This window comes from Herbaspirillum sp. WGmk3 (genome assembly GCF_023952535.1).
In the GTDB taxonomy this organism is placed as follows: Bacteria; Pseudomonadota; Gammaproteobacteria; order Burkholderiales; family Burkholderiaceae_D; genus Herbaspirillum; species Herbaspirillum huttiense.
The window spans coordinates 122,608-149,242 of the sequence record NZ_JAKYWT010000007.1; the positions used below are offsets into that span (position 1 = coordinate 122,608).

Below are 26,635 nucleotides of genomic sequence, written 5' to 3' on the forward strand. Positions count from 1 at the left end.
CGGCGCGCTGTATTTCAGCCTTTCACGCAGACGATCTGGCGCAGCGTATGCACCACTTCCACCAAGTCTTGCTGGGCCGCCATGACGGCATCGATGTCCTTGTAGGCCATCGGGATTTCGTCGATGACGGCTTCGTCCTTGCGGCACTCCACACCTTCGGTGGCGCGGATGTGATCCTCTACCGAGAAGCGCTTCCTGGCCTCGGTACGGCTCATGGTGCGTCCCGCACCGTGGCTGCAGCTGTGGAAGCTCTCGGCCTCGCCCTTGCCGCGCACGATGAAGCTCCTGGCCCCCATCGAGCCGGGAATGATGCCCAGTTCGCCGGCACGGGCCGATACTGCACCCTTGCGGGTGACCAGCACATCCTGGCCGAAGTGATGTTCCTTCTGCACGTAATTGTGGTGGCAGTTCACCGCCTCCACGTGCGTCTGGAAAGGCTTGGCGATCACGCTGCGTACGGCGGCGATCAGGTTCTGCATCATCACTTCACGGTTCATGCGCGCAAATTTCTGCGCCCAGCCCACGGCTTGCAGATAGTCGTCGTAGTGCGTGCTGCCCTCCTTCAGATAGGCCAGGTCACGATCCGGCAGGTTGACCATGTGCTTGCGCATGTCCTGCTGCGCCAGTTCGATGAAGTGGGTACCGATGGCATTGCCCACGCCGCGCGAACCCGAGTGCAGCATGAACCAGACCGCGCCCTCTTCATCCAGGCAGATCTCGATGAAGTGATTGCCCGACCCCAGCGTGCCCAGGTGCTTGTAGTGGTTGGTCTTCTCCAGCTTGGGGGTCTTCTGGCACAGCACGTCGAACTCATCCTTCAGCGTCTGCCATGCGGTATCGACCGGTGCCGGCGGATGTTCCCAGGAACCCTGATCGCGGCCGCGATGGCTGCGCGTGCGCGGCGAGGAACCGTGCGGCACGGCGCGTTCGATGGCACTGCGCAAGGGACCCAGGTTGTCCGGCAGGTCGGCGGCGCACAGGGTGGTCTTGGCCGCCATCATGCCGCAGCCGATATCGACCCCCACGGCGGCGGGAATGATCGCGCCCAGGGTCGGGATCACGCTGCCGATGGTGGAGCCCTTGCCCACGTGCACATCCGGCATGACCGCAATGTGCTTGTAGATGAACGGCATCTTGGCCGTATTGCCCAACTGGGTTTTTGCCTCAGCTTCCACCGGCACACCGCGGGTCCACATTTTGACCGGCTTGCCCTGCCCGGTGGCCAGGGTGTCGTAGGACGCTGGTGCGATGTTGTCGAGTTTGTCCATTTTCGTTACTTTCTTGCTGAACATGAGGGAAGGGGAGACGCGACAAGAGTGCCAGCGACGGGTTTTCCGTGAAGGTAGTCGCTTGCGCATTCGCGCCTCACCTGAAAAAGTCGGGGCTCCTGCCCCTCGGCGGCCCGGCAATTCCGGGCCGCCCGCTTCATTCCGACCAGATCGGCAGGATTTGCGCCGATTCTTGCGAACCGCCGCCCCGGAGTTGAACCGGGCTACCCAATGTAATCCTGCCAGCATTCGGAATGATCAGGACCACGTCCGCCCGACCAGAATGTGCGCGATACGGAGATGTAATCGCAACGGCATTCGGGCGGCAATGGCAACCTGTCTTGCACCATCAAAGCGGTGTGGATGCGATCTCCTGCACCCAGTGTCCCGCCTGCATCTGTCCGGCCGCAAAGCTGGCCAGAAGTTTGAAGACCTCATCGGAGAATCCACCGATGTTGAGGATATCGTCCGACTCCGGTGCCTGGCTGGTGGCGTACGGCGCCAGATCGATGCAGACCAGGCGCGCCTTCGGATTGCGGCGCTTGAACTGCTGCCACTGGCGCATCGTTTCGGTCGCGCCGCTGGCGTGATGGCGCAGCCAGGACTCGTTGTCCGACACCAGCACCACCAGATCCGCGCGCTGCTGGCGTTCGTTCAGCCAGCGCAGCGGCGCACTGCAGTCCGTTCCGCCCCCGCCGATACGCGCCAGCCGCGCGGCGTTGGCCATGACCTTGTCATGGGGAACCAGCGGGCAAGGCACCACGCGCTGTTCGAACGGCAGCACGCAGGCCGCAGGATTCTTGCGCACGATGGCCGCGGCCAGCAATGCCGCCACGTCAATGCATCGCACCGCGCTGGTCCCACCGGCACGCATGCCGCTCACCGGGCTCGACATGGACCCCGACACATCCGGGCAGACCACGACCGAGCCTTCCAGCACCGGCACATTGGCCAGCGCGATTTCCATGGCGCTCTGCAAGGCGTCACGCACCAGCTCCGGCACTGCCCCGGCAGCAGCCTGCCACGCGGCCATCAGCTGATACGGGAACACCCGTGCCGCGGCAATGGCCTGCGGATCACACAGCTTGGCTGCGATCAGCTCGGTCATGCCGGGCAGCTCGAACACGCCGTGGCGCGCGAAGCTGTTCAGGTTCATGCGCACCATGTGCCAGCCACCCTGCCGCGCCATCCCGGCCCATTCTTGCACACCCGGCTGCAAGGCAGTGAGCAACTGGAATGGCACCGCCGGTACCGGCTGGCTGCGGTCACGCTGGTAGGCCCGCAGGGCACGCGTCAGCGGCGGCAGCGCGGCCTCATCAAACGGACGGCCGATCAGCCAGGCGAAGAACGCGGCGCGCCACGCTTCAGCCGGCTTGGGGTGGACCATGCGGACCACGTCCGCCAACGATGGCGACTGCCCTACACAGGCGGCCAGCAGTTGCTGCTCCGTGGCCTGGTTCAGCCAGGCCTGCACCAACTTCTTGGGACGAGTGCCCAGCGACTTGCGGCCGGTCACGCCGGAACGCAGGATCTGTACGAAATTGCGCAGCATCTTGCCCTGATCCACCACGCCGGCAAATGCCGGTGCCAGTTCATCGGCACCATGGGCCGCCAGTACGGCCAGCAGCAGCGCCGGCATGTCCTTCATGTAGCTGCGGCGCCGAGCGTACAGCGCGGTCTGGGCGATGAAGCGCGGGGCGATGTCCTGGCTCAGTTCCAGCACGGTGGCCAGTTGCGCTTCGGCACTGGCGTAGAAGGTGCGGTTCAGACAGCCGGTGGCCGCCTACTGCGCCAGGATGTGCTCCTTGCTCAGGGCATAGGCAGCGCCGCCGGCGTGATTCATCGCATCGGCTGCCGGCAGCAGGCGGCGCTTCAGGGTCTGGAACAGTTGCACATTCGCCATTTTCTTTTCCTCGTTGATCGCTTGGTCTTGTTCCCTGTATTGCAACGGGTGTGCCAGCTCGGACGAGATGTGCGGAAACTCCTTTTAACTCATTGAATTGATTGAATAAATCTGATTTTGGCCTGATCTCCCGAGATTTGCCTGTACCCGAGAAAAACAGGATAATTTATCTATCAAGATAAGAATTTATCCAAAAAAAATATGGCAAAGAAAAAAGTCGTCATCGGTTTCGTCGGTACCCAGCTCGACCACGGACGTGGCGCGCCGCGCTGGGAAAAATGGCGTCCGACCATCGCGCTGACGCAGTACCCGGACGTGGTCATCGACCGTCTGGAACTGCTCTACATCGGCGAGCGCCATCTGGGGCTGGTCGGCCAGATCGGTCGCGACATCGCCAGCGTCTCGCCTGATACCGTCGTGCGGCCGCATGATCTGCCGATCCAGGACCCCTGGGATTTCGGGGAGGTCTACGCCAACCTGCTCGACTTCGCGCGCGCCTATCCTTTCGATACTGACAACGAGGAATACTGGATCCACATCACCACCGGCACCCACGTGGTCCAGATCTGCCTGTTCCTCATGACCGAGGCGCGTTACCTGCCCGGCGTACTGTTGCAGACCTCACCGCCGCGCCGGCAGGCGGCGGGCTCTCCTGGCAGCTATGCCCTCATCGACCTCGACCTGTCGCGTTACGACCTGATCGCGCAGCGCTTTTCGAGCGAACAGCGTGAAGCGCTGGCCTTGCTGAAGTCCGGTATCCCCACGCGCAATGCGCACTTCAACCACATGATCGAGGAGATCGAGCGCGTGTCCATCCGCTCGCGCGCGCCGATGCTGCTGATGGGGCCGACCGGGGCCGGCAAGTCCTTCCTGGCGCGGCGCATCTACGAACTGAAGAAGTCGCGGCATCAGTTGGAGGGCCGCTTTGTCGACATCAATTGCGCCACGCTGCAGGGCGACGGTGCGGCCTCAACCTTGTTCGGTCACGTGCGCGGCTCCTTTACGGGCGCAGCCCATGATCGTCCGGGCTTGCTGCGTTCGGCGCATAAGGGATTGCTGTTCCTCGACGAGATCGGCGAACTGGGGCTGGATGAACAGGCCATGTTGCTCAAGGCTATCGAAGAGAAGCGCTTTCTGCCGGTGGGTGCCGATGTCGAGGCGCAGAGCGATTTCCAGCTCATTGCCGGCACCCATCGCGACCTGGCGCGCGAGGTCGCGGCGGGCCGCTTCCGCGAGGACCTGTTTGCCCGCATTAACCTGTGGACCTATGCCCTGCCCGGCCTGGCCCAGCGCCGCGAAGACATCGAACCCAACCTCGACTACCTGCTCGAACGCTTCAGCGCCGAGCATGGACAGGTGGTGCGTTTCAACAAGGAGGCGCGAATGCGTTATCTGGCCTTTGCCGCGTCATCGGCGGCCAGCTGGCCGGGCAATTTCCGCGACCTGTCGGCGTCCGTCGTGCGCATGGCCACGCTGGCCGATGCGGGGCGCATCAACGATGCGCTGGTGGAGGAAGAGACTGCGCGCCTGCAGCGTCAATGGCGCGCCAGTGCGCAGCCTGCGTCGGGGGAGCAGGACGTTGATCTGGACGCCTTGCTGGGTGAGCACGCGCAAGCGCTGGATCTCTTCGATGCGGTGCAGTTGCGCGCCGTGGTCGCCGTGTGCCGCCGTTCGCGCTCGCTGTCGGAAGCGGGACGCACGCTCTTCGCGGTCTCGCGGGATGCCAAGGCAAAACCCAATGATGCGGATCGGCTCAAGAAATATCTGGCGCGCTTCGGCTTGGCTTGGGATGATGTGGCGTAGTGACACAAGCCAAAGCACGATGTGATGCGGTCGGCAAAGTCATTGCCCCTGCATCACCACATCCCGCAGCAAACGATCCAGTACCGAATATTCACCCCGTTCATCCTTCCGGGGCGTGGGCACGTGCTCCAGCCGCTGCAATTCCAGTTCGATGAAACGATTGATCTCGGGGATGGCCGCGCCCTCTTCGGCCTCGCCCGCGCGCCGCTTGATGACCAGCAGTGCATCGATGGCCGCGCGCAATGCCGCATCGCTCACCATCGCCTCGACCAGGTCGAGGAAACGCATCGGCACGGGCCCGCGCTGCTGCTCCACCCACAGCGCTGCCATCAGCGGCCGCAGCACGTAGAGATATTTTTTCAGGCGGACACGCTCGCCCTGCAGGTACCCGCGATAATTTTTGCGCGCCATCTGCAGGTAGTGATGGAACACGCGATCCGGGCGATGTACCAGGTCGGCCGCCGCATTGATCTTGTCGACGAAGCTGACGTCGGCCCGGTAGACCACCGGCGACGACAGCCATTCCACCACCGTGGCGTTGCCGTTGTGAAGGAGTGCCAACGTCTTGCGCAGGTCCCAGCCGCTGACGTCATAGGTGGCATTGACGGGCAATTCGATCACGTCGCGGCCGGGGAAGACGGTGAGATACCAGTCGGGCCTGTGTACGTAGATGAAGCGCACATCGTAGTCACTGTCCGGCGAGGCAAATCCCCAGCCGCGGCTGCCTGATTCGCAGGCGAACAGCACGCGCACCTGATGCTCGGATTCGATGCGCGCAAGCGTCTTGTCGATCTCGGCACGGATCTGCGGATCAATCGGATGTTCATGGTGCTGCCAGTCGGCGGCAGCGGCGGGTGAGGTAGTGTCCATGCCGTGGATCATAGCAGGCAGGCCCTGGTGGTTCTCAGTCCCCCAGATCGATCGTCCCCGCCAACCGCACCGCTTCCGGCGTCTCATACATCGCCACTATCCAGGCCTGATCGGCATCAGCGGCATGCGCATTGAGCGTAGCCGCAACGAACTGGATGGAAGCACGATCCAGACTGGCGTAGGGATCGTCCAGCAAGGTCAGCGTGGCGTGCGCCGCGAAGGCGGCCGCCAGGTAGACCTTGCGCTTGCTGCCGGTGGAGAGCATGAAGAGCTTTTTCTCCAGGTGCGGCGTCAGTGACAGACCTTCGGTGAGAGCCGGCAACAAGCCATGATCGAAATGCGGATACCGTTGCGCCAGGGCTGCAAAGACTTCCGGCGGCGTCATCTGGTCATAGGCCTCGGTCCGCGGATCGATGAAGAACACTTGCCGGCGGTAATTCTCGGGCTCGCCATCGAGTCGCAGACCATTCAACTCCAGCACGCCATCGCGCGCCGGCATCAAACCACCCAGCAGATTGAGCAGCGTGGTCTTGCCGCGGCCATCGCCGCCGCGCACCAGCGTCACGCCGGCCGTGATGCGGGCCGAGAAGTCCTGGAACAGGTCCAGGCCGGGATAGGAAAAATTCAGGCGCGATACCAGCAGCAGCGCTGCGCGGTCAGAAACTTGGGTCATCGGTGAGGGGCGTGGGGAATCGAAGGGAGAGCGGATGGCGCTCAGGAGCGCTGGCGGCGCGCCGCCTGGCGTTTGGCTTCCTCGGCGGCCTGCTTTTCCTTGCGGGCATCGGCCAGCATGGCCAGGGCCAATGCCAATGGCGGATACAGCAGGATCAGGCCGCTCCAGTCATGGTCCGACAGAAACATCAGCGCGGCAATGCACAGGTCGACCGCCATCAGGAACATCAATGGCCACCCCACGGGCGCACCCAGGAAGGTCTTCTGTCGCTTGTTCTTGAAATACAGTGCCATGCCGTTCACCCTGCTTTGTGTTTCGCTGCATGGCCGCCGGGCAGCGCCGCAGGGCGCATTGATGGGCGGGCAACATGCTGGCGATGGGTTGTCTCCTGCCCCGGATTATAAAAGATGTGGACCCGGGGAGGGAGCCGGCAGCACATCTTCCCATCCGGCAAAAATGGTCCGGCCTGTGGAAAAAATATAAAAAAAACGGTCCCGGCAAACGCCGGGACCGTTGTCCTTGGCAAGACCACCGCAGGGCGACAATTCAACGGGCCTTGGCTGCCCCCGGCCACATGCGTACCACCAGGGCCAGCACGGCCGCCGCCACTGCCAGTGCCACCACCGCGATCCAGCCCCACTGTGCCAGCGCCAGGCTGCCCAGCGCCGCACCGGCGGCCATGCCGATGAACATGCCCACGAACAGCACCGCATTCAGACGGCTGCGGGCACCGGGTTCGATGCTGTAGACGATGGTCTGATGCGCCACCAGCGTCGCCTGCACGCCCAGGTCAAAGCCGATGGCGGCCAGCGCCAGCAAGACCAGTTGACCTTGCGTCGAGAACCACGGCGACAGGGCCATCGAGGCGAAGGACAGCGCCGCCAGGCTCACACCCAGACGGGTCACCAGCTCCGGACCTTTCTTGTCCGAGATGCGGCCCGCCAGGGGCGCTGCCAGCGCACCAGCGGCACCGGCCAGGCCGAAGGCACCGGCCGCCGCACTGCCCAGGTGGAACGGTGCGCCATGCAGCATCACCGCCAGCGTCGACCAGAAGGCCGAGAACCCGACCGACAGCAAGCCCTGGGCCAGCGCCGCACGGCGCAACGCGCCATGCTTGCGCACCAGCGTACCCAGCGAGCCCAGCAGTGCGCCATACGACAGATGCGTGGTCGGATGGAAACGTGGCAGCCCGCGCCACGCGGCCAGGCCGATCAGCGCGATGCTGGCCGAGGCCCCCACGAACATGGCGCGCCAGCCAAAGTGCTCGGCGACGAAACCGCTGACCACGCGCGACAGCAGGATGCCCAGCAGCAAGCCGGTCATGACGGTACCGACGATGCGGCCGCGATGCTGTTCCGGTGCCAGGGTGGCGGCGGCCGGGACGATGTCCTGCGCCAGCGTGGCCGTCAGGCCGATGGCCAGGCTGGCGGCCAGCAGGGTAGCGATGCCGGACGCCGCACCGGCCAGCAGCAGCGCCACCGTCAGGATGGCCGCCTTGATGAGGATGATGCGGCGGCGGTCATAACGGTCGCCCAGCGGTGCCAGCAGCAGGATACCCAGTGCATAGCCGAGCTGGGTCGACATCGGCACCATGCCCACGGCGCGCTCGGAGGCCCCGATGTCATCGGCCAGCACGCCCAGCATGGGCTGCGAATAGTAGAGCGATGCCACGGCCAGGCCGGCACCGGTGGCCAGCAGGCCGATCAGCCCGGTCGACAGGCCGTGGGCATGAGAGGAAGCCGCAGCGGGAGCGGCTGTATGCGGTTTGGGAATGCTGTTCATGATGGAACCTCAATAAGTGAGTCTGGCTGCCGGCCCGGAAAAATCCCCTTTCTGCCAGCGTTGGAACGGATTGTCCGCTTCCCGGCTCGCATCTGGTAGTAGCGCCTGCGGCAGAATTGTTATACGTTAGCCGTATGACCAAGCCCCTCTCCCCTGCCCCCAGTTTCTCCGCCACCGGCCTGACGGACCGCATCGAGCTGATCCAGACCTTCGTGCGCATCGTCGAGGCCGGCAGCCTGTCGGCAGCAGCGGCCCAGCTCGCGACCACGCAACCCACCGTCAGCCGCCGCCTGCAGGCGCTGGAGCGCTCGCTGGGGGTGCGCCTGCTGCAGCGTTCCACCCACGCCATGAAGATGACCGAGGATGGCGAACGCTGCTACGAGCGCGCCAAGGAATTGCTGGCCGGCTGGGATGAGTTCGAAAGCGAATTGCGCGGTGCCCGCCAGCATGCTGAAGGCACGCTGCGGGTGGTGGTGCCGCACGCCTTCGGGCAGAAGCAGCTGATCGCGCCCTTGTTGCAGTTCATGCAGCGCCATCCGCGCATCACTGTGGAATGGCTGCTGCATGACCGTGCCGCCGATTTCATCAGCCAGGGCATCGATTGCGCCATCCAGGTCGGCGAAGTCAACGATCCCTCGGTGGTCGCCATCCACCTGGCCGAGGTGCCGCGCATGACGGTGGTGGCCCCCGCGCTGCTGGAGGGCCGCGCCCTGCCGCGCCAGCCTGAAGAGCTGGCGGATTTCCCGTGGATCGCCATTCCGGCTTTCTACCGCCGCGAGATCACGCTCACCCACGCCACCAGCGGCGAACAGCGCCAGGTGGCTTTCCGTCCGCAGCTGGTCACCGACAGCCTGTATGCGTTGCGCAATATCGCCATCGAAGGCATGGGCGTGGCGGTAGGCTCATCATGGGTATTGGCCGAGGATGTGGCCGCCGGCCGCCTGGTCCAATTGCTGCCGGAGTGGGAGCCGGCACCGCTGCCGGTGTCGCTGATGTACCCCTATGCACGTTTCTACCCGGCCCGGCTGCGCCACTTCATCGACACCATGAAGGAAGCGATGCCCTCCGTGGTGCACCAGGCCGTGGGACGGGGTGCGCTGCAGGGGTGATGGCCGCTGCCTATGAAACATTGGTCCCGAGGCGCTCCATCCAGGCAGCGATGTTGTCATCTAGGGAAATGCCTGAGGTTCAAGGATGAGTTATCCGCTTATAGTGGGCTCAACATCTAGTCCTGCGCGGCCGTGAATGCCAATGGCGGCTTCCGGCCCGGACAACGTTGGACAGGAATGATGTCCCCGCGCACAGGCGCGCAGACGCGCATTCGTATCGATCATCCAAAGCGGGGAACCAGAAAATGGCCATCGAAAAAGAGGATGACGCTCTTGCTGAGCATCATTCCCGATCGCTGATCCACCAGCTCAACCGGCTTGAGCAGATCATGGAAACCCTCACAGCGACGTTTGAAGAGATGGCACTTCATGCCGACATCCGGACCGGGGATTCTTTCAAATCCCAGGCTGCTGATGCCATTGCCAAGGCCATGAAGACCTGATGCCGGTGCGCATCGGGTACGCGCTCGCACTTCTTTTAACTGTTTGCATCAACGACCCCGCCGCCTCGTGCAGAGCGCTGCGGGTACGCTGTCGCGCATTCCGGTGCGCGGCATTTCAACGTAATGACATGAAAACCTACCAGCGATGCGCTGGCAACAATGGGGTAAGGAAAATGTTTGGATCAATGACCGTCGGTCGAAAACTGGGGCTGGCCTTTCTCAGCATGGTGGTGGTGTCGCTGGCGGTAAGCAGCCTCTCGCTGTTCAACTTCAACCGGCTCGAAGGGGCCAGTGCCATGAATGTCCATACCTATGAGGTCATGGGCGCGGCCGACGACATGCTGATCAACATGGTCAACATCGAGACCGGCATTCGTGGTTACGTGGCCTCCGGCAACGAGGCGTTTCTCGATCCCTACCTGGGTGGGCGCAAGGCGTTCAGCAAGGCATTCGATCAGGCCAAGGCGCTGACCGCCGACAACCCGGTCCAGCAGAAGCGGCTGACGGAGATGCTGGAGCTGACCAACAAGATCGAAGAGGTCGACCAGACCCTGATCAAGTTGCGCAAGCAAGCCAATGCCAGCGCCTCCACCCAAGACCTGCAAACCTACTTCGGCGCGACCCACGACAAGGTTTTCATGGACCGCTTCCGCGGCCTGCAGAGTGAATTCGTGAAGGCCGAAGAATCGCTGCTCAAGGAACGCGGCGAGCAGGTCCGTGAGCTCAGCAGCGCTACCTTCGCAGTGCTCATCGGCGGTGGCGCGCTCACCGTGCTGTTGGCCATCGTCGCCGGCCTTGCCATCACCCGCAGTATCCTCAAGGCCCTCGGCGGAGAGCCGGCCGCCGCCGCGCTGGTCGCCCAGCATATCGCCGCGGGAGACCTGACGGTGCCGGTTCCCCTGAAGCACAATGACCGCACCAGCCTGATGGCCTCGCTGGCCAGCATGCGCGAGCAGCTCACCACCATCGTGCGTGGCATCCAGACCTCGGGGGAATCGATTTCGGTGGCCGCAGGCGAAATCGCCACCGGCAATACCGATCTGTCGCAACGCACCGAGCAGCAGGCGGCATCGCTGGAAGAAACCGCGTCGAGCATGGAAGAACTGACCTCCACCGTGCGCCAGAATTCCGACAACGCCCGGCAGGGCAACGTCGTGGCCGAGGATGCTTCCGCGCTGGCCCTCAAGGGTGGCGAAGTGGTCGGCCGCGTCATCTCCACCATGAACGAGATTTCCGACAGTTCCAGCAAGGTGTCCGAGATCATCACCGTCATTGAAGGCATCGCCTTCCAGACCAATATCTTGGCGCTCAATGCGGCCGTGGAAGCGGCACGCGCCGGTGAGCAGGGACGCGGCTTTGCCGTGGTCGCCAGCGAAGTGCGCTCGCTGGCCCAGCGCAGCGCCGCCGCCGCCAAGGATGTGAAGGATCTCATCGTGCTGTCGGGGGAACGCGTACAACGCGGCACTCACCTGGTCAGCGAAGCGGGCGGCACCATCGATGAAGTGGTGCAGGCGGTGCGCAACGTCACGCAGATCATGAACGAAATCTCCGCCGCTTCGCTGGAACAGACGGCCGGCATCGAGCAGGTCAACCAGGCGCTCGGCCAGATGGACCAGGTCACCCAGCAGAATGCGGCACTGGTGGAGCAGGCAGCTGCGGCGGCCCAGGCCATGTCTGAACAGGCAACCGAACTGCGCAGTGCGGTGGGGATCTTCAAGACCGCCGGCGGCGTGGTGCGGCCAGTGCCGGTGGTGCCTGCGGCTGCTGCCGCCAAGCCCGCCCCCAAGGCCGTGTCCAGGCCGTCGCTTGCGGTGGCACCTGCGCGCGCCGCCAAGGCACAACCGGCTGCCGGGCAAGGCCCTTCCTCCTCCTACAAGAAGGATGCGGGCGAGGGCGACTGGGAAACCTTCTGAGGGGCTGTCCCGCTGACGGGCCCGCGTATCAACGTGAAAATGCCTGCATCACGCAGGCATTTTTTTTTGATGGCGCGTGGTGCACGTCAAGCCTGACGCTGATCCATCCGCATGGTGCGCTGTTGCGCGTAATGCTGGTGCCAGGAGAACGCCTCGCCCAGCAGATGCGGCGTATGGCCACCGGCCCGGCAGGCGCGTTCGAAATAGTCGCGCAGCTGCGGCCGGTAATCCGGATGGCAGCACTGCTCGATCACCTTCACCGCGCGCTCGCGCGGTGCCAGGCCGCGCAGGTCGGCCAGTCCCCATTCGGTGACCAGCACGTCCACATCATGTTCGCTGTGGTCCACATGCGAGACCATGGGCACCACGCTGGAAATGGCTCCGTCCTTGGCCACCGACTTCGACACGAAGATCGATAGCTGTCCGTTGCGCGCAAAGTCGCCCGAGCCGCCGATGCCATTCATCATGTGGGTGCCGCCCACGTGGGTGGAATTGACGTTGCCGTAGATGTCGAATTCCAGCGCGGTATTGAGCCCGATGATGCCCAGTCTGCGCACCAGTTCCGGATGATTGCTGATCTCCTGCGGACGCAGCACCAGCTTGTCGCGATAGCGATCCAGGTTGGCCAGGAAATGCGCATACTTGGCCTGCGACAGCGTGATCGAGGAGGCCGAGGCAAAAGCCAGCTGGCCCGAGTCGAGCAGATCGATGGCGCTGTCCTGCAGCACTTCCGAATACATCACCAGATTGCGGAACGGTGACTCCACCAGCCCGTGCAGCACCGCATTGGCGATGGTGCCGATGCCTGCCTGCAGTGGCGCCAGCGTATGCGGCAGACGCCCGGCTTCCACTTCGCATTCGAGGAAATGGATCACGTGACGCGCAATGGCCCGCGTCTCATCGTCCGGCGGCAGCACCGAGGAGGGACTGTCGGGCGTCTCGGTGAGCACGATGGCCACCACCTTTTCCGGATCGAAGGGAATGGTCGGATGGCCGATGCGATCGCCCGCTGCCGTCAGCGGGATGGGTTTGCGCTCGGGTCGTGCGGCCGGCAGGTAGATGTCGTGCAGGCCCTCCAGCGCCAGCGGCATGCTGGTGTTGAGTTCGATCACGATATGCCGCGCCTGCTCCACGAAGCTGGCCGAATTGCCGACCGACATGGTCGGTACGATACCCTCTTCGGTAATCGCCGCAGCTTCGATGACGGCGATGTCGATGCGCGAGGGCGTGCCGCTGCGCAATTGCTCGGCCGTCTCCGAGAGGTGCTGGTCGATGAACATGACCTCGCCCGCATTGATCTTCTTGCGCAGCGTGGGGTCGACCTGGAACGGCAGGCGTCGCGCCAGCAGGCCGGCCTCGGCCATCAGGCCATCGCTGCCATTGCCCAGAGAGGCCCCGGTGATGACGGTGAAATGCAGCTCTTCCTGCGTGGCGCGGTCGGCCAGCGCGCGTGGCATGGCCTTGGCGTCACCGGCGCGGGTGAAGCCGCTCAGGCCGATGGTCATGCCGTTGCGGAAGAAGGTGGCCGCCTCGGCGGCGGACATGACTTTGCCGGCCAAGGCGGGCTGGCGAATGCGCTGGCTATCCATGAGAGTGTGCTCCTGCTCGGGTTCTTTAGGGGACGTGAAGTGCATCCTTGACGGACTTCTTGCATCTTGTTTGTCCCAAGTATAGGAGCCGGCAGGTATGCACTGTATGATTAAAATTCCGTCGTTCCAGTCGGAAAATGCATACTTCCCTGCCACCCTGAAACACCGCCGAAAGCCGCTGCCATGGACATCCGCGCCCTGCGCTACTTCACCGAGACGGTCCGCCTGGCCAGCTTCAGCCGCGCCGCCGATGCCTTGCACGTGACCCAGTCCACCGTCAGCAAGATGGTGCGCCAGCTGGAAGACGAGGTTGACGCCCCGCTGCTGGTGCGCGATGGCCGCCGCCTGCAGCTCACCGATACCGGACGCGTGGTGTATGAGCAGGGGCAGCAGATCCTGGCCTCCATGCAGCGGCTGGACGCCGAGGTGCGCGATACCAAGGCGCTGCGCTGCGGCCGTCTGGAGATCGGCATCCCGCCCATGATCAACATCCTCTGCACCCCGGTGCTGAAGGCCTTCCGCGAGCGCCATCCCGAGATCGCCATCGTCCTGAAGGAAGATACCGGCCCGCAGATCGAAGAGCGCGTGGCCAATGGCGAACTGGAAATCGGCATGACGGTCCTGCCCGCTGATCCGGAACTGGAATTGCAGACCCTGCCGGTGGCGCGCTATCCCATGTGGGCCGTGGCCCAGGCCGGCCGCTTCCAGAGGAACCGCGCCACCCTGCGCTGCGCCCAGCTCGATGGCATGCCGCTGGTGCTGCTCAACAACGAGTTCGGCCTCACCCGCAGCCTGCGCGGCATGTTCGGGGAATTGGGCATCCGGCCCGAGATCGTGGCCCAGAGCGCCCAGTGGGACTGGCTGGTGGCCATGGCCCTGGCCGGCATGGGGGCGGCGCTGCTGCCCGAACCCTTCATCCACCGCCTCGCCACCGACCAGCTGCAGGCGGTGCGACTGGTGGAGCCGGAAGTGCAATGGCAGGTCGCCTATGTCACACGCGGCGGCGGGTATCTCTCGCATGCGGCGCGGGCGTGGATGGCCTTGAGCGAGGAATTGTTTGCGGGTGGCCGCGTGCGCAGGTAAAGAGAAAAGAGCGTACCGGAGCGCCTCGGTGCAAAAAGCGTCAGCATTCCATTTTGGAATGGAATCGGTGAATTTAAGTCATGCCATGAATACAGCCAGATTCCTATACTGGACCTGCCGATACCTGCCGCCCCTCCTCACTCGTGAATTCGGAACCGGAATGACGTCTTGACGCCGTGAGTGCGCAGGTGTCGGCACTCTCCACGAGTGCTCTGCCCTCCTCCACCTGCCCGCTCGCCAGCACGATCATGCCGCCGCTCTTGTCGTCGCGTTTTTCCGTCCGTTTTTCCCTCTATCGATTCCTGCTGCTGCACTACTGCCGGCGCTGCCGCACCCGTGTCGAGCGCTGGCGCCTGCAGTTCCCGCTGCGCCACGCCAATCTCTCCGAGGGCCTGCGTGCGGCCTGCGGAGCGGCGGCCATGCTGCTGCTGGGCGAATGGCTGGGCAATCCCCTGTTCTCGTGGGCGGCCATCGGGGCCTTCCTGACCAGCCTGGCCGACAGCGCCGGTTCCAATCGCGCGCGCCTGGCCTCCATGGGTGGCTTCGCGCTGGCCTCGACGCTGGGCGGCATGATCGCCGCCAGCGCCGCCGGCTGGCGCGTGGAAGCGGGTTTGCTGACCATCATGGCCTGCGCCGGCGTGGCCGGCTTCTCGCGCATCTACGGCGCCGCAGCGGGTCTGGTGCTGATGCTGGCGGCGGGCGTCTCCGCCATCATGGCCGACGCGCCGGTGGTGCTGTGGCCGCTGGCGCAGAGCCATGTCCTGATCTATTTCGCCGGTTGCCTGTGGGCGCTGCTGCTGGGCTTGACGGTGTGGCGCATCCATCCCTTCGCACCGGCGCGCCAGGCGGTGGCACGCGCTTATGGCACGCTGGCCGAGCTGGCCGCCCTCGCGGCCAATACCGATGCCGCCGATCCCGCCTATGCCGTGCATGCCGCCGATCTGGCGGCCCACACCCGCCGCCATGCGCGCTTCGATCTGGCCGCTGCCCATCGCACGCTCGATGCGGTGGCGGTCGAACGCACCGAGTCCCGTCGCCTCTACGAAAATCTGCTGGTGCGGCTGGCGCGCGCCGACGCTCTCCTCGATGGCATCACCGTGCTGGCCGATCTGCAGCTGACGCATTACCAGCCCCTGCGAGCGCGCTTGCGCAGTGCCCGCGTGCTGGGTGCGATTGCGCGCCAGCTGCAGGCCATGCAGCGCGAGATGCAGCGCGGCGAGGCGATTGCCGCCGATGAAGATGCGCGCATCATGCTGCGCCTGCGCCAGCTGGTGGCGCGCCTGCCCAGCGGCACCGGGCGGCTGTTGCAGCAGCTCGATACCCCGCTGGCCCTGGGCGCGGACGATCCGGCCCGCCTCAAGCAGGCCGCCCGCGCCGGACATCAGGCGCGCCACGGCATGTCTGCCCTGCTGCACCGCCTGCGCGCACTGGGGCGCAAGGCCGCGCTGCACGTGCGCGCCGGATCGGCGGAATGGCATCACGCCTGGCGCTGCGCGGCAGCGGCCGGGGCGACCTACCTCATCGTGCATCTGCTGGAACTGCCTTTCGGCTACTGGGCCACCATGGCCACCATGCTGGTCATGCAGCCCAGCATTGCCGACAGCTGGTCGCGCAGCATGGAGCGCGCCGTCGGCAGCGTGGTCGGCGGCGCGCTGGCCGTGGCCGTCTGCCTGGTGGTGCATTCGCCGCTGGGGCTGGCGCTGCTGGTGTTCCCGCTGACGGTACTGACGATGGCGCTACGCCCGGTGAGCTATGGGCTGTATGCGACTTTTCTCACGCCGGTATTCGTGCTGGTGGCCGATGTCGGTGGCGATCCCGCGCATGAGCTGGCCAATGCCGCGCTGCGCGCGGGCAACAATGTCATCGGCGCGCTGGTGGCGGTGCTGGCCAGTTACCTGTTCTGGCCGCGCCGTCACGAGGCCGATCCGCAGGGCCAGTTGCGCACCATGGCCGGTCTCAATCTGGCCTATCTGACGGCGGCACTGGCGGTGCACGACACGGCAGCCGACAAGGCCCGCCTGTCGTCGCTGCATGCGCATCGCCGCGCGGCCTGCGTGGCCAACGTCGAGGCCGGTCTGCTGTTGCAACGCCTGGCGCGTGAACGCGGCTGGCCCGAACGCGATCACGGGCGCGGCCGCACGGCGGTGGCCCTGTCGCGCCGCCTGGCTGCGGCGGCCAGCCATCTGTGGGCGCATCCGCAGCCGGTCGAAGCGTCCCTGCCGGCCTGGCTGCTTGCCCTGGCGCAAGCCCTGCAGGAACAGGATGCTGCCGCATTGCACGCCCTCACGCGCCAGCGGCCGGCCCCGGTTGAGCTGGCCCAGGCGGCGGCGGTGGAGACCGCCTGCCTGCTGGTGGCGGCGCTGGAGGCCACGTCCGCTACCGGTTCGGCCGCATCAAGCGGGCCCATGCCAGGAAATTGACGGAAACAAATTCCCCCATCCCTGTTCGAACCGGAAAAAGCGCCCCGCGCGTACCGCTTCAACAACACTCTGGATGGAAGGGAACGGATGAGCCTGGATCTCGATTTTCTGTACAACATGAACGAGGGGCCGCTGCGCTCCGGCCTGATCGTATTGGGCGTGGCCCTGGTGGCGGTGGTCGTCGGCATCGTCCTGCACCGCATGGGCATCGCCCTGGTACGACGCCTGGCGCGCGGCCGGCCCTTTACCACCACGGCCACGACCGTCACCTTCAATGCCAGCCGCACCTGCGTGATCCTCTTCATGCTGCGCCTGGTGCTGGCCGGTGCGCCGGACAATACCCCCGGCCTCACGCGCATCTCCTACCTGACCTCGGTGGCCTTCATCCTGGCGCTGACCTGGTTCCTCATGCGCTGCGTGAAATCGGTCAGCACCACGGTGGTCAATCTCAATCCCTATGATGTGGCCGACAACCTCAAGGCACGCCGCATCCTGACCCAGACCCGCGTGCTCTCGCGCAGTGCCTACTTCATCATCGCCCTGCTGGGCCTGGCCTTCGTGCTGCTGACCTTGCCCGGTGCGCGCCAGTTCGGCGCCAGCCTGCTGGCCTCGGCCGGGGTGGCCGGTATCGTCGCCGGTATCGCGGCCAAGCCGGTGCTGGGCAATTTCTTCGCCGGCCTGCAGATTGCCTTCTCGCAACCGATCCGCATCGATGACGTGCTCATCGTCAAGGGGGAATGGGGCCGTGTGGAAGAGATCACGGGCACTTTCGTCGTGGTGAGGATCTGGGATGAGCGGCGCATGATCGTGCCGCTGCAATGGTTCATCGAGAATCCCTTCGAGAACTGGACCCACACCTCCTCCACCATCCTCGGCACGGTCTTCCTGTGGCTGGATTTCGCCGTGCCGACGAACGCCATCCGCGCCGAATTCGAGCGCGTCTGCCAGACCCTGCCGCTGTGGGACAAGCGCGTCTGCGTGATGCACGTGACCGATACCAGCGAACGCAACATGCAGATCCGCCTGCTGGTCTCGGCCCGGGATTCGGGCTCGGCCTTCGACCTGCGCTGCCAGATCCGCGAGCACATGATCGGCTTCATCGCCAGCAATTATCCGGAAGCCCTGCCCCGCCTGCGCGCCGAGGTATCGTCGCGCAACCAGCCGGAGGCACTGGACACCATCATCGATGGCGCGCCGGGAGAGAAAACCGGCTGAACAAAACGAAGCGGGCCGCACTTGCGTGGGGCCCGCCTGGAGGGGAATCTGGCGCGCCGGCTGGTCCGGGGCGCCTTTTTTGCGACCGCAACTTACTGATTCGAGATGGCCAGCTCGCCATTGGCGCGGGCCTGGACCAGTTCGGCGCGGACTTCATCACGGCTCTTGCCGGAGGCCACGACCTTCACGTCCTGGTCACGTTCACTCACCAGCAACTGGCCATTGGCACGGGCCTGTTGCAGCTCGGCCACGACATCGGCGCGGGTCTTGGTGGAGACGAAGCGGGTTTCAGCGGGGTATTGGGCTTCAGCCATGGCAGCACCGACGGCGGTGGTCAGCAGCAGGCCGGCAAACAGGTTCTTGGCAATGTTCCTGGTGTTCATGATGGGTTCCTTTTTCGTGAGAGAGGATGCGCACGTCAACCCGTTCCGGTGGTGGTGGATCAGTCATCGCGTGCTGTCATCTTGGTGCCCAGTTTAGGGAAACACGGCTCCGGGAAAAAGGTGAAAAACCGGAATTCATTGTTCCGCAAAATACTAACAATTCGATTTCTTCAGCGATCACCTCGTGGTCACATACCTGACTGATGAATGAGAGCCAAATGATCGAGGCAGTCGCGCAAGAAAAACTTAGAAACAGGAATGGACGTTTCTAAGACATTGTTGCACCAAAAACTAAGTAAATGGGACTGCATGCTGTTTCACGAAAATGGCCAGCAGGCAATAAAGGGAGGAATGCGGAGGAGCAAAGGCAGGCGGGCCAAACTACCGGCGACCGAGGGGAGAGAACGTCGCTTTCAAGAGGCCCGCCTGGGGAGAAACGCTGGCACCGGCGTGGCCGGTGCGAAGTGATGCCGATACGGAGACTGATGCGTCAGGGCTTACTGGTTGGAGATGGCCAGTTCACCATTGTTGCGAGCCTGGACCAGTTCGGCGCGCACTTCGTCGCGGGTCTTGGCGGAGGCCACGGCCTTGACGTCCTGGTCACGGTCGGTCACCAGCAGCTGGCCGGTAGCGCGGGCTTGCTGGAGTTCGGCGATGACTTCGGCGCGGGTCTTGGTCGAGACGAACTTGGTGTCGGGGACGCGCGAGGCTTCAGCCATGGCGGTACCGACGGCGGTGGTCAACAGCAGGCCGGCGAAGAGATTCTTTGCAATGTTCTTGGTGTTCATGATCGTTCCTTGGTGAGTGAGGAGATGAGCACGTCAACCTGGGCCGACGTTGGTGGTTCAGTCGTTGTGTGCTGTCATCTTGGAATCCAGTGTAGGCATCTGCAGCAAATCGATAAAGAGGCCAAAACGGAATTCATCATTCCGAAATACAGAACAAGCGGATGCAGAAAAACTTATAACTTGATATTCGCAAAACTTATAAATGTAAAAGTCGAAATTTAAGTTTTATGACGGTCGTGAAATTGTCGTTTTAAGTGCTTCTTCATAGGAGAAATGCCCTTCGAGACGAGGCAAATCGCCTTGCAGAAAACTTAGAAAACGGGATGAATGAAGCAGGCGGATTCGTGGTGGCGAAATCGCATCCATGCAGATCCGCAGAGGCCTGTTGACGACCGGTGGCCGCAGGCAGAAAAGGCAGGCGGGCCGCACTACCGGCGACCGAGGGGAGAGAACGTCGCTTTCATGAGGCCCGCCTGGGGAGAGACTGTCGCACCGGGATCGCCGGTGCGTTTGCTGCGGCCCTGGCCTGGCGCGTAGGCCGGGATGGTGCGGGTTACAGCGAAGGTGCCTGGGTGTTGCTGACGGCGGTGCCGTCCTGGCGGGCTTGTTGCAGCTCTTGCTGCACCTGCGCGCGGGTCAGGGTCGAGTGGAAAGGCTTTTCCACCGGATATTGATCGCTCACCAGCAGTTCACCATTGGCGCGGGCTTGCTTGAGCTCGGCGACCACGTCGGCGCGGGTCTTGGTGGAGACGAAGGGCTTGTCGACCGGATATTGGTCGGTGACCAGCAGCTCGCCGTTGGCGCGGGCCTGTTGCAGGTCGGCGATCACTTCAGCGCGGCTCTTGGTCGAGACGATCTGGGTCTCGGCAGGATACGGTGCCTCGGCCATGGCGGCGCCAACGGCGGAGGTGAGCAGCAGACCGGCAAACAGGTTCTTGGCAATATTCTTGGTGTTCATGATCGTTCCTTTGTGAGTAAGAAGATGAGCACTGCAACCTGTGACTACCCTTGTGGTTCAGTCGTTGTGTGCTGTCATCGTGGAACCCAGTTTAGGGATTTCCGCCGCCGGGAAAAACCGGATAAAGCGGAATACATCATTCCAGATATGCGAACAATCAGTTTTTTCGAGGCTGTACCGGCGATTTCACGCCGCAACTGCACATGGGATTTTGACAAGAAGTTGCATTTCTTCTTCTTGGATATTGGTCTCAAGTTATTGAATTAAAAGGGCTAAGGCGAAATTCCTTTCATATCGACCTTTTAGCTGCCCCTCCATCTTTTGCGCCGCCGCAAAGCTTTTTCTATTTCATCAATAGAGAATACCAATGACTTGTTCAACAAATTTGAGCAAGTTTTTCAGGCAGTCGCTGTATACGATACGATATAGCGAATCCGGATTCTCCAGCTTTTCCCTTCATATCACTCACAGGAGCAGCCCGATGAAAACCGCCCTCGCCCTGCGTCACGTTGCCACCGAAGACCTGGGCCAGCTGGCCCCGCTGCTCACTGCCGGCGGTTACCAGATTCGCTATTTCGATGTCGGGGTGGAGTCCTTCATTGACGTTTCGCCGCTGGATGCCGAACTGGTCATCGTGCTGGGGGGCCCGGTGGCGGTGTATGACAGCGAGTCCTATCCCTGGCTGCGCGCGGAAGTGGCCTGGCTGCGGGCACGCTTGCTGGAAGATCTGCCGACGCTGGGCATCTGTCTCGGCGCGCAGCTGATGGCGGCGGCCTTGCATGCGCGCGTGTACCCGGGCAGCTGCGGCAAGGAGATTGGCTGGGCCAGCCTGCAGGCGGGCCAGCATCTGGCCGAGACCCCCTGGCTGCAGGAACTGGTGGAACAGCAGACCCCGGTGCTGCACTGGCACGGCGACACCTTCGACCTGCCGCCGGGGGCGCGTCATCTGGCGTCGTCGGCGCTGTATCCCAACCAGGCTTTCGCCTGGGGGCGACATGGGCTGGCGCTGCAGTTCCATCCCGAGGTGGACATGCGCACGGTCGAACACTGGCTGGTGAGCCACGCCCACGAGATCGCCCACACCCGCAACCTCAGCCTGGCCACCCTGCGCGCCGATGCCCAGCGCCATGGCCGCCAGTTCGAGCGGGCGGTACGGCGCTTCTGGCAAGGCTGGCTGGAGAGCCTGCCCGCTCACTCCCCGGCAGCGGAACAACGCCGCGCCTGAGGCCTCAGCGCGCGGCGGCCGCGGTGATCTTGCGACGGTCGACCCGCAGCAGCGGTGGCAGTGCTGCGGCCAGCGCATCGATCACGGTGCGCACGCGCAGCGGCAGGTGGCGCGTGGGCGGCCAGGCCAGGTGCATGTCGATGGTGGCGAAGGAAGCTTCGGGCATCAGCTTCACCAGCCGGCCGGCCTTCAGGTGGTCGCGGATGAGCCAGCACGGCAGGTGGGCCAGCCCGGCCCCGGCGACGGTGGCATCGGCAATGGCTTCCAGATCGTCGAAACGCAGCCGGCTGCTGACGGTGGCGATGCGCACTTCGCCCGTTTCATCGCGGATGGGCCAGCCGCTGGTCTTGCCGTAGAGGATGCCGTGATGCCGCGCCAGATCCTTGAAGTGGCGCGGCCGGCCATGCTGCGCGAGATAGTCCGGCGAGGCATACAGCATCATGGTCTGTGCGCCCATCCTGCGGGCGACCAGGTCACTGGTGTCGGGCATGGGACCGCTGCGCAGGACCAGGTCCACCCCCTCCCCGATCAGATCCACACGGCGGTCCGTGAAGGAGGCCACGATGTCCAGCTGCGGCCAGCACCGCGCCAGTTCCACCAGCACCGGGGCTACGCACAGTCGCCCGAACAGGACCGGTGTGCTGATGCGCACCTGGCCAGCGGGCTCGCGCTGGCCATCGCCGACCAACGCCTGGGCGCTTTCCAGTTCTTCCAGTGCGCGCAGGCAGCGTTCATAGTAGGCGCGTCCCTCGGCGGTCAGGCTCTGGCTGCGCGTATTGCGCTGGAACAGGCGCACGCCCAGCCGTTCTTCCAGCCGCGCGATGCTCTTGCCGACCGCCGAGCGCGTCAGGTGCAGGCGTTCTGCCGCGCGAATGAAACTGCCCGCCTCCACCGCCTGAATGAAGACCGAGATGCCGCTGAAGCTGTCCATGTGTTTCCTTTGAGCGCCCGGAACTTGTCCGCAGTGCCAGGTGATTGGTGAATCTGATTCTACAAGCAAGAGAAAAAGTGCCGCCACAAGCCGGGGCGCAATTTTTCTACACTGGCGCTCTTCTTTTTCTCTCGATCATCAGGAGCCACCATGGACCACACCATGCGCCGCTGGCATCTCGGCCAGTTCGGCAAGCAACACCTGCAATTGCAGACCGTCGCCATTCCCCGGCCTGGCCCCGGCCAGATCCTGGTTCGCGTGACCGCCGTCGCCCTCAACTATCGCGACAAGATGAACATCGACAACGGCACCGGCGGCGCGCAGGTGCAGCCGCCCTTCACGCCCGCTTCCGACATGGCCGGCGAGGTGGTGGCGGTGGGAGACGGTGTGCAGCGTTTCATTGCGGGCCAGCGCGTGATCTCCACGTTCTGGGGCGGCTGGCTCGATGGTCCCTGGCCGCAGGGCACGCTGGCACTGGGCGCGCCCGGTCCCGGCATGCTGGCCGAGTACGTGCTGCTGCAGGAAGACTGGGCCGTCGCCGCGCCATTGCACTTGACGGATGCGCAGGCCAGCACCCTGCCCTGCGCCGGTCTCACGGCGTGGATGGCGCTGGTGGAGCAAGGTCACTTGCACGCCGGGCAGACGGTGGTGCTGCAAGGCACGGGCGGCGTGGCGCTGTTCGGTGTGCAACTGGCGGCGGCGCATGGCGCGCGCACCATCATCCTCTCGGGCGATGCCGGCAAGCTGGAACGCGCACGGGCGCTGGGTGCCACGCACGGCCTGCTGCGCAGCCAGCATCCGGAATGGCAGCACGAGGTGCGGGCCCTGACGGAAGGACGGGGTGCCGATCATGTGCTGGAACTGGTGGGCGGCGAGAACATCGGACGCTCGCTGCAGGCCCTCAGGCAAGGCGGCCGCTTGTCGGTCATCGGCTTGCTGGGCGATGCGCAGTTGCAGACTTCGATCTTCCCGTTGCTGCTGGGTCGCCACACCATCCAGGGCATCGGCGTGGGACACCGCCGTGCGCTGGAAGACCTGGTGCGTGCCGTGGATCACCTGCGCCTGGTGCCGGTGGTGGAACAGGAATATGGATTCGCGCAGTTGCCCGAGGCACTGGCGCATCTGGAGCGTGGGCCCTTCGGCAAGGTGGTGGTGCGCGCGGACCGTTGAACGAAGCTGCCGTGATGCCCGCCGGAAAGTGAGTACAAGCCTTGCCGGGCGGGCAGTTCCCGCTTGTTACGATTGCTTGCAACGCTCACTGACGCTTGCACTTTCCTCCGAACCTTGTTGTGCGGGATGCGTTCAGAGCATCAGGCATGACGCAAACCGAGCTGAGCGGCAGGTCACGAAACCGCTCATCAATTTGCGGCATCGGGGAAGCTGAGAATCAGACCTTGTCCGACATAGCGCAACAGCAAGCCTGCCTATAGTGATGGACATGGATCAACGATCCAGCGACCCGACCTTACTGAAAGCCTCGGGCTTTTTGATAAACACAACGCAAGGAGGTAAGCATGAAGACTCGTCACATCCTGATTTCGTCCCTGTTCATGGCCCTGGCCGGTAGCGCCATGGCCCAGAATGCACCGACCAACGGCAACGCCGTGGGTGCTGCACCGACTGCGCCGATGAGCGCCACCGCGACCACGCCGTCGGCTGTGCCGTCGAACGACCCGTTCGTTCAGAAGCGTCAGGCTGATGCCGACGCCAAGGCCGAGTACAAGGCGCAGAAGAAGGCTGCCAAGCAGGAGTACAAGGCCGACAAGAAGGCCGCCAAGGCCCAGTTGAAGCAGGAAAAGAAGGACTCCACTGCCCAGCGCAATGAAGCCCTGGCCACTTCGCCGGCCACCCCGACTGACAAGACTCCGTAATTTGACAGACTGAGGTCTTGAGGATTATCCCCGGCTGCGGCCGGGGATTTTTTTTGTCCGGGTCTTCTTGCGTGGTGGCCTTTTCAATTGCGTCCCTGCCGCCACAGACGCCGCGCCAGCCAGGCCGCCGTCATTACCTGCAACAGCATGAAGGCGGCCACCGCATTCCAGCCCGAGTGTTCCCAGAACCAGCCACCGGCCGAACCGAGGACACTGCCGCCCAGGTAGTAGGACAGCAGATAGAGCGAGGCCGCATGGCCGCGGCCGCTGCTGGCCATGCGTCCGACCCAGCTGCTGGCGGCCGAATGCGTGGTGAAGAAACCGATGGTCAGCAGCACGATGCCCGTGATCACCAGCGCCAGTGACGAGGTGCAGGTCAGGAACAGTCCGGCGCACGAGGTGGCGATGCCGGCCGCCACCAGCGGTGCGCGGCCATAGCGGTCGGCCAGCGAACCGGCCCAGGAAGAGGACACGATGCCGAAGATGTAGGCGCTGAAGATCAGCCCGGTCAGCGTGGCCGAGAGCGAGAACGGCGGGCTCATCAGACGGAAGCCCGCATAGTTGTACGACGTGGCGAAGATGCCCATGTTGAGCGCCGCGATGCCGAAGGTCAGCGGCAGGCGCGCATGGCCGAGATGGCGCTTCCACAGCGCGACGTGATCGCGCAACTGCATCGTGCCGTTGCGCACGAAGTTGCGCGAGGCCGGCAGCATCAGCACGAAGGCCACCGCCAGCGCCAGATCCAGCGCGCCGATGGCCAGCATGGCATGACGCCAGCCGATGTGCTCGGACAGGGTGCTCATCGCCACCCGCCCCACCATCCCGCCAAAGGCATTGCCGCCCACGTACAGTCCCATCGCATAGCCCAGCCCGCTGGCATCGATTTCCTCCGCGAGATAGGCCATCGCTACCGCCGGTACGCCACCCAGTGCGATGCCCTCCACCGCACGCACCACCAGGATGAGTTCCCAGTTTGGTGCCACCCCGGCCAGCAGGTTGCAGCAGGCCGCGGTGGCCAGCGAGGCGAACATCAGTTCCTTGCGGCCATAGCGTTCCGACACCATGCCCGCCAGCAGAATCGACACCGCCAGAAAACCGGTCGACAGCGAGAGTGCCAGCGATGCGCTCGCGGCACCGATGCCGAATTCCTGCGCGAAGGCGGGCAGCAGCGGCTGCACGCAATACAGCAGCGAGAACGTGGCGAAACCGGAACAGAACAAGGCCAGTACGATGTTGCGATAGGCGGCTGATCCGCGCACGGCCCCGCGCGGTAGAACGGTGGCGGGTTGCTTGACCGGCTTGCCGTGGAGGGCGCTGCTGCCGGTGGTGGAGGTATCGGAGACGGACTGCATGGCGATGCGCGCGCCAGGGATGGGCCGGCGCACGGGGTGTGTTGTGGAGGGAGGCAGTCTGGAATAATTCGGCTATATTGTCCAATATATGGCACGCACGCTTGCCATCTATAAAACAGATATCAGCCACTCTTCACAGGGCGCCCGACATGGAACTCCGACACCTCCGCTATTTCCTGGCCGTGGCCGAACAGCGCAGTTTCACGCGCGCCGCCGAGAAGGTCGGCATCGGCCAACCGCCGCTGTCGATGCAGATCAAGGATCTGGAAGCCGAGATCGGCGGTGCCCTCTTCCTGCGCACCTCGCACGGCGTGGAGCTGTCCGAGGTCGGCCGCGTGTTCCTGCCGCACGCGCAGAAAGCGGTGGACGATGCCGAGCAGGCCTTGCGTGCCGCGCAGCAGGCGGCCAGTGGCGAAGTGGGGTTGTTGCGCATGGGATTTACTTCGTCGGCGGTGTTTCATCCGCTGGTGTCGCACGCCTTGCAGCAATTCCGCGAACGCCATCGCAAGCTGGAAATTTCCCTGAGTGAAGGCATCACCGAACAGCTGCTGGCCGATATCGCCGCCTCACAACTGGATGCGGCCTTCGTGCGGATCGTCACCACGCCTTCGACGGAGCTGGGCGTGGTCGAGCTGCCGGCGGAAAAACTGAAGGTGGCGCTGCCGCGTTCTCATCCGCTGGCGCGGCGCAAGTCGCTGCACTTGCAGGATCTGGCCGGGGAGAATTTCATCATGGTCCCGCGCGGCAAGGGCTCGGCGCTCTATGACAACATCTTCAGCGCCTGCCAGGCGGCCGGCTTCGATCCGCAGGTGATCCAGCTGGCCCCGCAACTGACCTCGGCCATCAATCTGGTGGCCGCGGGGCTGGGCATCTCCATCGTGCCCGAGGCGATCGAACAGGTGCAGCTGGCCCAGGTGCGCTACATCGACATCCGCGAGCCGGCACCGCGCGCGCAGCTGTCGCTGGCCTATCACCGGCAGTCGATTGCGGCCTCGCGCTTTGCGGCGCACTTGCAGCGTTCGCTCAAGCGCAGCGCGCCGGACAAGTGAGTTGAAT

At 64.2% G+C, this 26,635-nt stretch carries 24 protein-coding genes; 12 read left to right on the top strand and 12 right to left on the bottom strand.

Annotation, left to right across the window (positions count from 1 at the left end; translation table 11 throughout):
- Nucleotides 1-14 precede the first annotated feature (14 nt).
- On the bottom strand, nt 15-1,268 hold the full coding sequence (locus MKD49_RS23345) for an RtcB family protein (RefSeq protein WP_305882140.1): 1,254 nt from the start codon (nt 1,266-1,268) through the stop codon (nt 15-17).
- Between the two features lie 349 nt (nt 1,269-1,617).
- On the bottom strand, nt 1,618-2,991 hold the full coding sequence (locus tag MKD49_RS23350; protein ID WP_252697506.1) for an RNA-binding protein: 1,374 nt from the start codon (nt 2,989-2,991) through the stop codon (nt 1,618-1,620).
- Nucleotides 2,992-3,372: 381 nt separating this feature from the next.
- On the opposite strand from MKD49_RS23350, the gene rtcR reads away from it, so the two are divergent.
- Complete coding sequence (rtcR, locus tag MKD49_RS23355; protein WP_121037338.1) at nt 3,373-4,974, top strand: RNA repair transcriptional activator RtcR; 1,602 nt, start codon at nt 3,373-3,375, stop codon at nt 4,972-4,974.
- A 39-nt stretch (nt 4,975-5,013) separates the two neighbouring features.
- Here the strand turns inward: rtcR and MKD49_RS23360 are convergent, their stop codons facing one another.
- The 4 genes from MKD49_RS23360 to MKD49_RS23375 all read right to left on the bottom strand — a co-directional run bounded on the left by MKD49_RS23360 (nt 5,014) and on the right by MKD49_RS23375 (nt 8,299).
- On the bottom strand, nt 5,014-5,844 hold the full coding sequence (locus MKD49_RS23360; RefSeq protein WP_252697507.1) for a nucleotidyltransferase domain-containing protein: 831 nt from the start codon (nt 5,842-5,844) through the stop codon (nt 5,014-5,016).
- 34 nt (nt 5,845-5,878) lie between these two features.
- Nucleotides 5,879-6,517 (bottom strand): ATP-binding cassette domain-containing protein, encoded by a 639-nt coding sequence (locus tag MKD49_RS23365; RefSeq protein WP_252697508.1) that lies wholly within the window; start codon nt 6,515-6,517, stop codon nt 5,879-5,881.
- Nucleotides 6,518-6,558: 41 nt separating this feature from the next.
- The gene (locus MKD49_RS23370; RefSeq protein ID WP_034333872.1) at nt 6,559-6,810 is read right to left on the bottom strand and encodes a hypothetical protein; all 252 of its coding nucleotides are present in this window, start codon (nt 6,808-6,810) and stop codon (nt 6,559-6,561) included.
- 253 nt (nt 6,811-7,063) lie between these two features.
- Nucleotides 7,064-8,299 (bottom strand): MFS transporter, encoded by a 1,236-nt coding sequence (locus MKD49_RS23375; protein ID WP_209569935.1) that lies wholly within the window; start codon nt 8,297-8,299, stop codon nt 7,064-7,066.
- Nucleotides 8,300-8,433: 134 nt separating this feature from the next.
- Between MKD49_RS23375 and MKD49_RS23380 the strand changes: the two genes are divergently transcribed.
- The 3 genes from MKD49_RS23380 (at nt 8,434) to MKD49_RS23390 (ending at nt 11,764) form a co-directional block, all read left to right on the top strand.
- Entirely contained in the window at nt 8,434-9,408 is a 975-nt protein-coding gene (locus MKD49_RS23380; protein ID WP_134220984.1) for a LysR family transcriptional regulator, read from the top strand.
- Between the two features lie 245 nt (nt 9,409-9,653).
- Nucleotides 9,654-9,851, top strand: coding sequence for a hypothetical protein (locus MKD49_RS23385; protein ID WP_227022839.1), 198 nt, complete (start codon nt 9,654-9,656; stop codon nt 9,849-9,851).
- 173 nt (nt 9,852-10,024) lie between these two features.
- Nucleotides 10,025-11,764 (top strand): methyl-accepting chemotaxis protein, encoded by a 1,740-nt coding sequence (locus MKD49_RS23390; protein WP_252697509.1) that lies wholly within the window; start codon nt 10,025-10,027, stop codon nt 11,762-11,764.
- An 86-nt stretch (nt 11,765-11,850) separates the two neighbouring features.
- Here the strand turns inward: MKD49_RS23390 and MKD49_RS23395 are convergent, their stop codons facing one another.
- Nucleotides 11,851-13,353: an acetyl-CoA hydrolase/transferase family protein gene (locus MKD49_RS23395; RefSeq protein WP_252697510.1), complete on the bottom strand. Its 1,503-nt coding sequence runs from the start codon at nt 13,351-13,353 to the stop codon at nt 11,851-11,853.
- Between the two features lie 183 nt (nt 13,354-13,536).
- Between MKD49_RS23395 and MKD49_RS23400 the strand changes: the two genes are divergently transcribed.
- From MKD49_RS23400 to MKD49_RS23410, 3 genes are all read left to right on the top strand, one after another.
- Nucleotides 13,537-14,436 carry a LysR substrate-binding domain-containing protein gene (locus MKD49_RS23400; RefSeq protein WP_252697511.1) on the top strand — a complete coding sequence of 300 codons (900 nt, stop codon included), beginning with the start codon at nt 13,537-13,539 and terminating at the stop codon, nt 14,434-14,436.
- Between the two features lie 176 nt (nt 14,437-14,612).
- Nucleotides 14,613-16,856, top strand: coding sequence for an FUSC family protein (locus tag MKD49_RS23405; protein ID WP_252697512.1), 2,244 nt, complete (start codon nt 14,613-14,615; stop codon nt 16,854-16,856).
- Nucleotides 16,857-16,943: 87 nt separating this feature from the next.
- A complete protein-coding gene (locus MKD49_RS23410) occupies nt 16,944-18,071 on the top strand; it encodes a mechanosensitive ion channel family protein (RefSeq protein WP_121037321.1) in 1,128 nt (375 codons plus the stop codon).
- Between the two features lie 92 nt (nt 18,072-18,163).
- On the opposite strand, the gene MKD49_RS23415 is transcribed toward MKD49_RS23410, so the two are convergent.
- The 3 genes from MKD49_RS23415 to MKD49_RS23425 all read right to left on the bottom strand — a co-directional run bounded on the left by MKD49_RS23415 (nt 18,164) and on the right by MKD49_RS23425 (nt 20,200).
- A complete protein-coding gene (locus MKD49_RS23415; RefSeq protein ID WP_252697513.1) occupies nt 18,164-18,454 on the bottom strand; it encodes a DUF4148 domain-containing protein in 291 nt (96 codons plus the stop codon).
- A gap of 497 nt (nt 18,455-18,951) precedes the next feature.
- Entirely contained in the window at nt 18,952-19,242 is a 291-nt protein-coding gene (locus MKD49_RS23420; protein WP_034332278.1) for a DUF4148 domain-containing protein, read from the bottom strand.
- A gap of 553 nt (nt 19,243-19,795) precedes the next feature.
- Nucleotides 19,796-20,200 (bottom strand): DUF4148 domain-containing protein, encoded by a 405-nt coding sequence (locus tag MKD49_RS23425; RefSeq protein ID WP_204726266.1) that lies wholly within the window; start codon nt 20,198-20,200, stop codon nt 19,796-19,798.
- Between the two features lie 24 nt (nt 20,201-20,224).
- On the opposite strand from MKD49_RS23425, the gene MKD49_RS23430 reads away from it, so the two are divergent.
- Complete coding sequence (locus MKD49_RS23430; RefSeq protein ID WP_252697514.1) at nt 20,225-20,467, top strand: hypothetical protein; 243 nt, start codon at nt 20,225-20,227, stop codon at nt 20,465-20,467.
- A gap of 214 nt (nt 20,468-20,681) precedes the next feature.
- Nucleotides 20,682-21,425, top strand: coding sequence for a glutamine amidotransferase (locus tag MKD49_RS23435; RefSeq protein WP_204726264.1), 744 nt, complete (start codon nt 20,682-20,684; stop codon nt 21,423-21,425).
- A 4-nt stretch (nt 21,426-21,429) separates the two neighbouring features.
- Here the strand turns inward: MKD49_RS23435 and MKD49_RS23440 are convergent, their stop codons facing one another.
- Nucleotides 21,430-22,356 carry a LysR family transcriptional regulator gene (locus MKD49_RS23440; RefSeq protein WP_252697515.1) on the bottom strand — a complete coding sequence of 309 codons (927 nt, stop codon included), beginning with the start codon at nt 22,354-22,356 and terminating at the stop codon, nt 21,430-21,432.
- 150 nt (nt 22,357-22,506) lie between these two features.
- Between MKD49_RS23440 and MKD49_RS23445 the strand changes: the two genes are divergently transcribed.
- Both MKD49_RS23445 and MKD49_RS23450 read left to right on the top strand, forming a co-directional pair.
- On the top strand, nt 22,507-23,526 hold the full coding sequence (locus tag MKD49_RS23445; protein WP_252697516.1) for an NAD(P)-dependent alcohol dehydrogenase: 1,020 nt from the start codon (nt 22,507-22,509) through the stop codon (nt 23,524-23,526).
- Nucleotides 23,527-23,870: 344 nt separating this feature from the next.
- Complete coding sequence (locus tag MKD49_RS23450) at nt 23,871-24,227, top strand: hypothetical protein (protein ID WP_034332285.1); 357 nt, start codon at nt 23,871-23,873, stop codon at nt 24,225-24,227.
- A gap of 83 nt (nt 24,228-24,310) precedes the next feature.
- Here the strand turns inward: MKD49_RS23450 and MKD49_RS23455 are convergent, their stop codons facing one another.
- On the bottom strand, nt 24,311-25,579 hold the full coding sequence (locus MKD49_RS23455; protein WP_204726353.1) for an MFS transporter: 1,269 nt from the start codon (nt 25,577-25,579) through the stop codon (nt 24,311-24,313).
- Between the two features lie 149 nt (nt 25,580-25,728).
- Here MKD49_RS23455 and MKD49_RS23460 point away from each other — a divergent pair, with 149 nt between their 5' ends.
- Complete coding sequence (locus MKD49_RS23460; RefSeq protein ID WP_252697517.1) at nt 25,729-26,628, top strand: LysR family transcriptional regulator; 900 nt, start codon at nt 25,729-25,731, stop codon at nt 26,626-26,628.
- The last annotated feature ends 7 nt before the right edge of the window (nt 26,629-26,635 follow it).

Excerpts from the sequence above, each read along its gene's own strand:
- MKD49_RS23415 (WP_252697513.1), bottom strand. The coding sequence starts at position 18,454 with ATGAACACCAGGAACATTGCCAAGAACCTGTTTGCCGGCCTGCTGCTG.
- MKD49_RS23390 (WP_252697509.1), top strand. The coding sequence starts at position 10,025 with ATGTTTGGATCAATGACCGTCGGTCGAAAACTGGGGCTGGCCTTTCTC.
- MKD49_RS23365 (WP_252697508.1), bottom strand. The coding sequence starts at position 6,517 with ATGACCCAAGTTTCTGACCGCGCAGCGCTGCTGCTGGTATCGCGCCTG.
- MKD49_RS23380 (WP_134220984.1), top strand. The coding sequence starts at position 8,434 with ATGACCAAGCCCCTCTCCCCTGCCCCCAGTTTCTCCGCCACCGGCCTG.
- MKD49_RS23450 (WP_034332285.1), top strand. The coding sequence starts at position 23,871 with ATGAAGACTCGTCACATCCTGATTTCGTCCCTGTTCATGGCCCTGGCC.
- MKD49_RS23420 (WP_034332278.1), bottom strand. The coding sequence starts at position 19,242 with ATGAACACCAAGAACATTGCAAAGAATCTCTTCGCCGGCCTGCTGTTG.
- MKD49_RS23400 (WP_252697511.1), top strand. The coding sequence starts at position 13,537 with ATGGACATCCGCGCCCTGCGCTACTTCACCGAGACGGTCCGCCTGGCC.
- MKD49_RS23385 (WP_227022839.1), top strand. The coding sequence starts at position 9,654 with ATGGCCATCGAAAAAGAGGATGACGCTCTTGCTGAGCATCATTCCCGA.
- MKD49_RS23395 (WP_252697510.1), bottom strand. The coding sequence starts at position 13,353 with ATGGATAGCCAGCGCATTCGCCAGCCCGCCTTGGCCGGCAAAGTCATG.
- MKD49_RS23445 (WP_252697516.1), top strand. The coding sequence starts at position 22,507 with ATGGACCACACCATGCGCCGCTGGCATCTCGGCCAGTTCGGCAAGCAA.
- MKD49_RS23430 (WP_252697514.1), top strand. The coding sequence starts at position 20,225 with ATGAGCACTGCAACCTGTGACTACCCTTGTGGTTCAGTCGTTGTGTGC.
- MKD49_RS23435 (WP_204726264.1), top strand. The coding sequence starts at position 20,682 with ATGAAAACCGCCCTCGCCCTGCGTCACGTTGCCACCGAAGACCTGGGC.
- MKD49_RS23460 (WP_252697517.1), top strand. The coding sequence starts at position 25,729 with ATGGAACTCCGACACCTCCGCTATTTCCTGGCCGTGGCCGAACAGCGC.
- MKD49_RS23425 (WP_204726266.1), bottom strand. The coding sequence starts at position 20,200 with ATGAACACCAAGAATATTGCCAAGAACCTGTTTGCCGGTCTGCTGCTC.
- MKD49_RS23455 (WP_204726353.1), bottom strand. The coding sequence starts at position 25,579 with ATGCAGTCCGTCTCCGATACCTCCACCACCGGCAGCAGCGCCCTCCAC.
- MKD49_RS23410 (WP_121037321.1), top strand. The coding sequence starts at position 16,944 with ATGAGCCTGGATCTCGATTTTCTGTACAACATGAACGAGGGGCCGCTG.
- MKD49_RS23370 (WP_034333872.1), bottom strand. The coding sequence starts at position 6,810 with ATGGCACTGTATTTCAAGAACAAGCGACAGAAGACCTTCCTGGGTGCG.
- MKD49_RS23360 (WP_252697507.1), bottom strand. The coding sequence starts at position 5,844 with ATGGACACTACCTCACCCGCCGCTGCCGCCGACTGGCAGCACCATGAA.
- MKD49_RS23440 (WP_252697515.1), bottom strand. The coding sequence starts at position 22,356 with ATGGACAGCTTCAGCGGCATCTCGGTCTTCATTCAGGCGGTGGAGGCG.
- rtcR (WP_121037338.1), top strand. The coding sequence starts at position 3,373 with ATGGCAAAGAAAAAAGTCGTCATCGGTTTCGTCGGTACCCAGCTCGAC.
- MKD49_RS23375 (WP_209569935.1), bottom strand. The coding sequence starts at position 8,299 with ATGAACAGCATTCCCAAACCGCATACAGCCGCTCCCGCTGCGGCTTCC.
- MKD49_RS23345 (WP_305882140.1), bottom strand. The coding sequence starts at position 1,268 with ATGGACAAACTCGACAACATCGCACCAGCGTCCTACGACACCCTGGCC.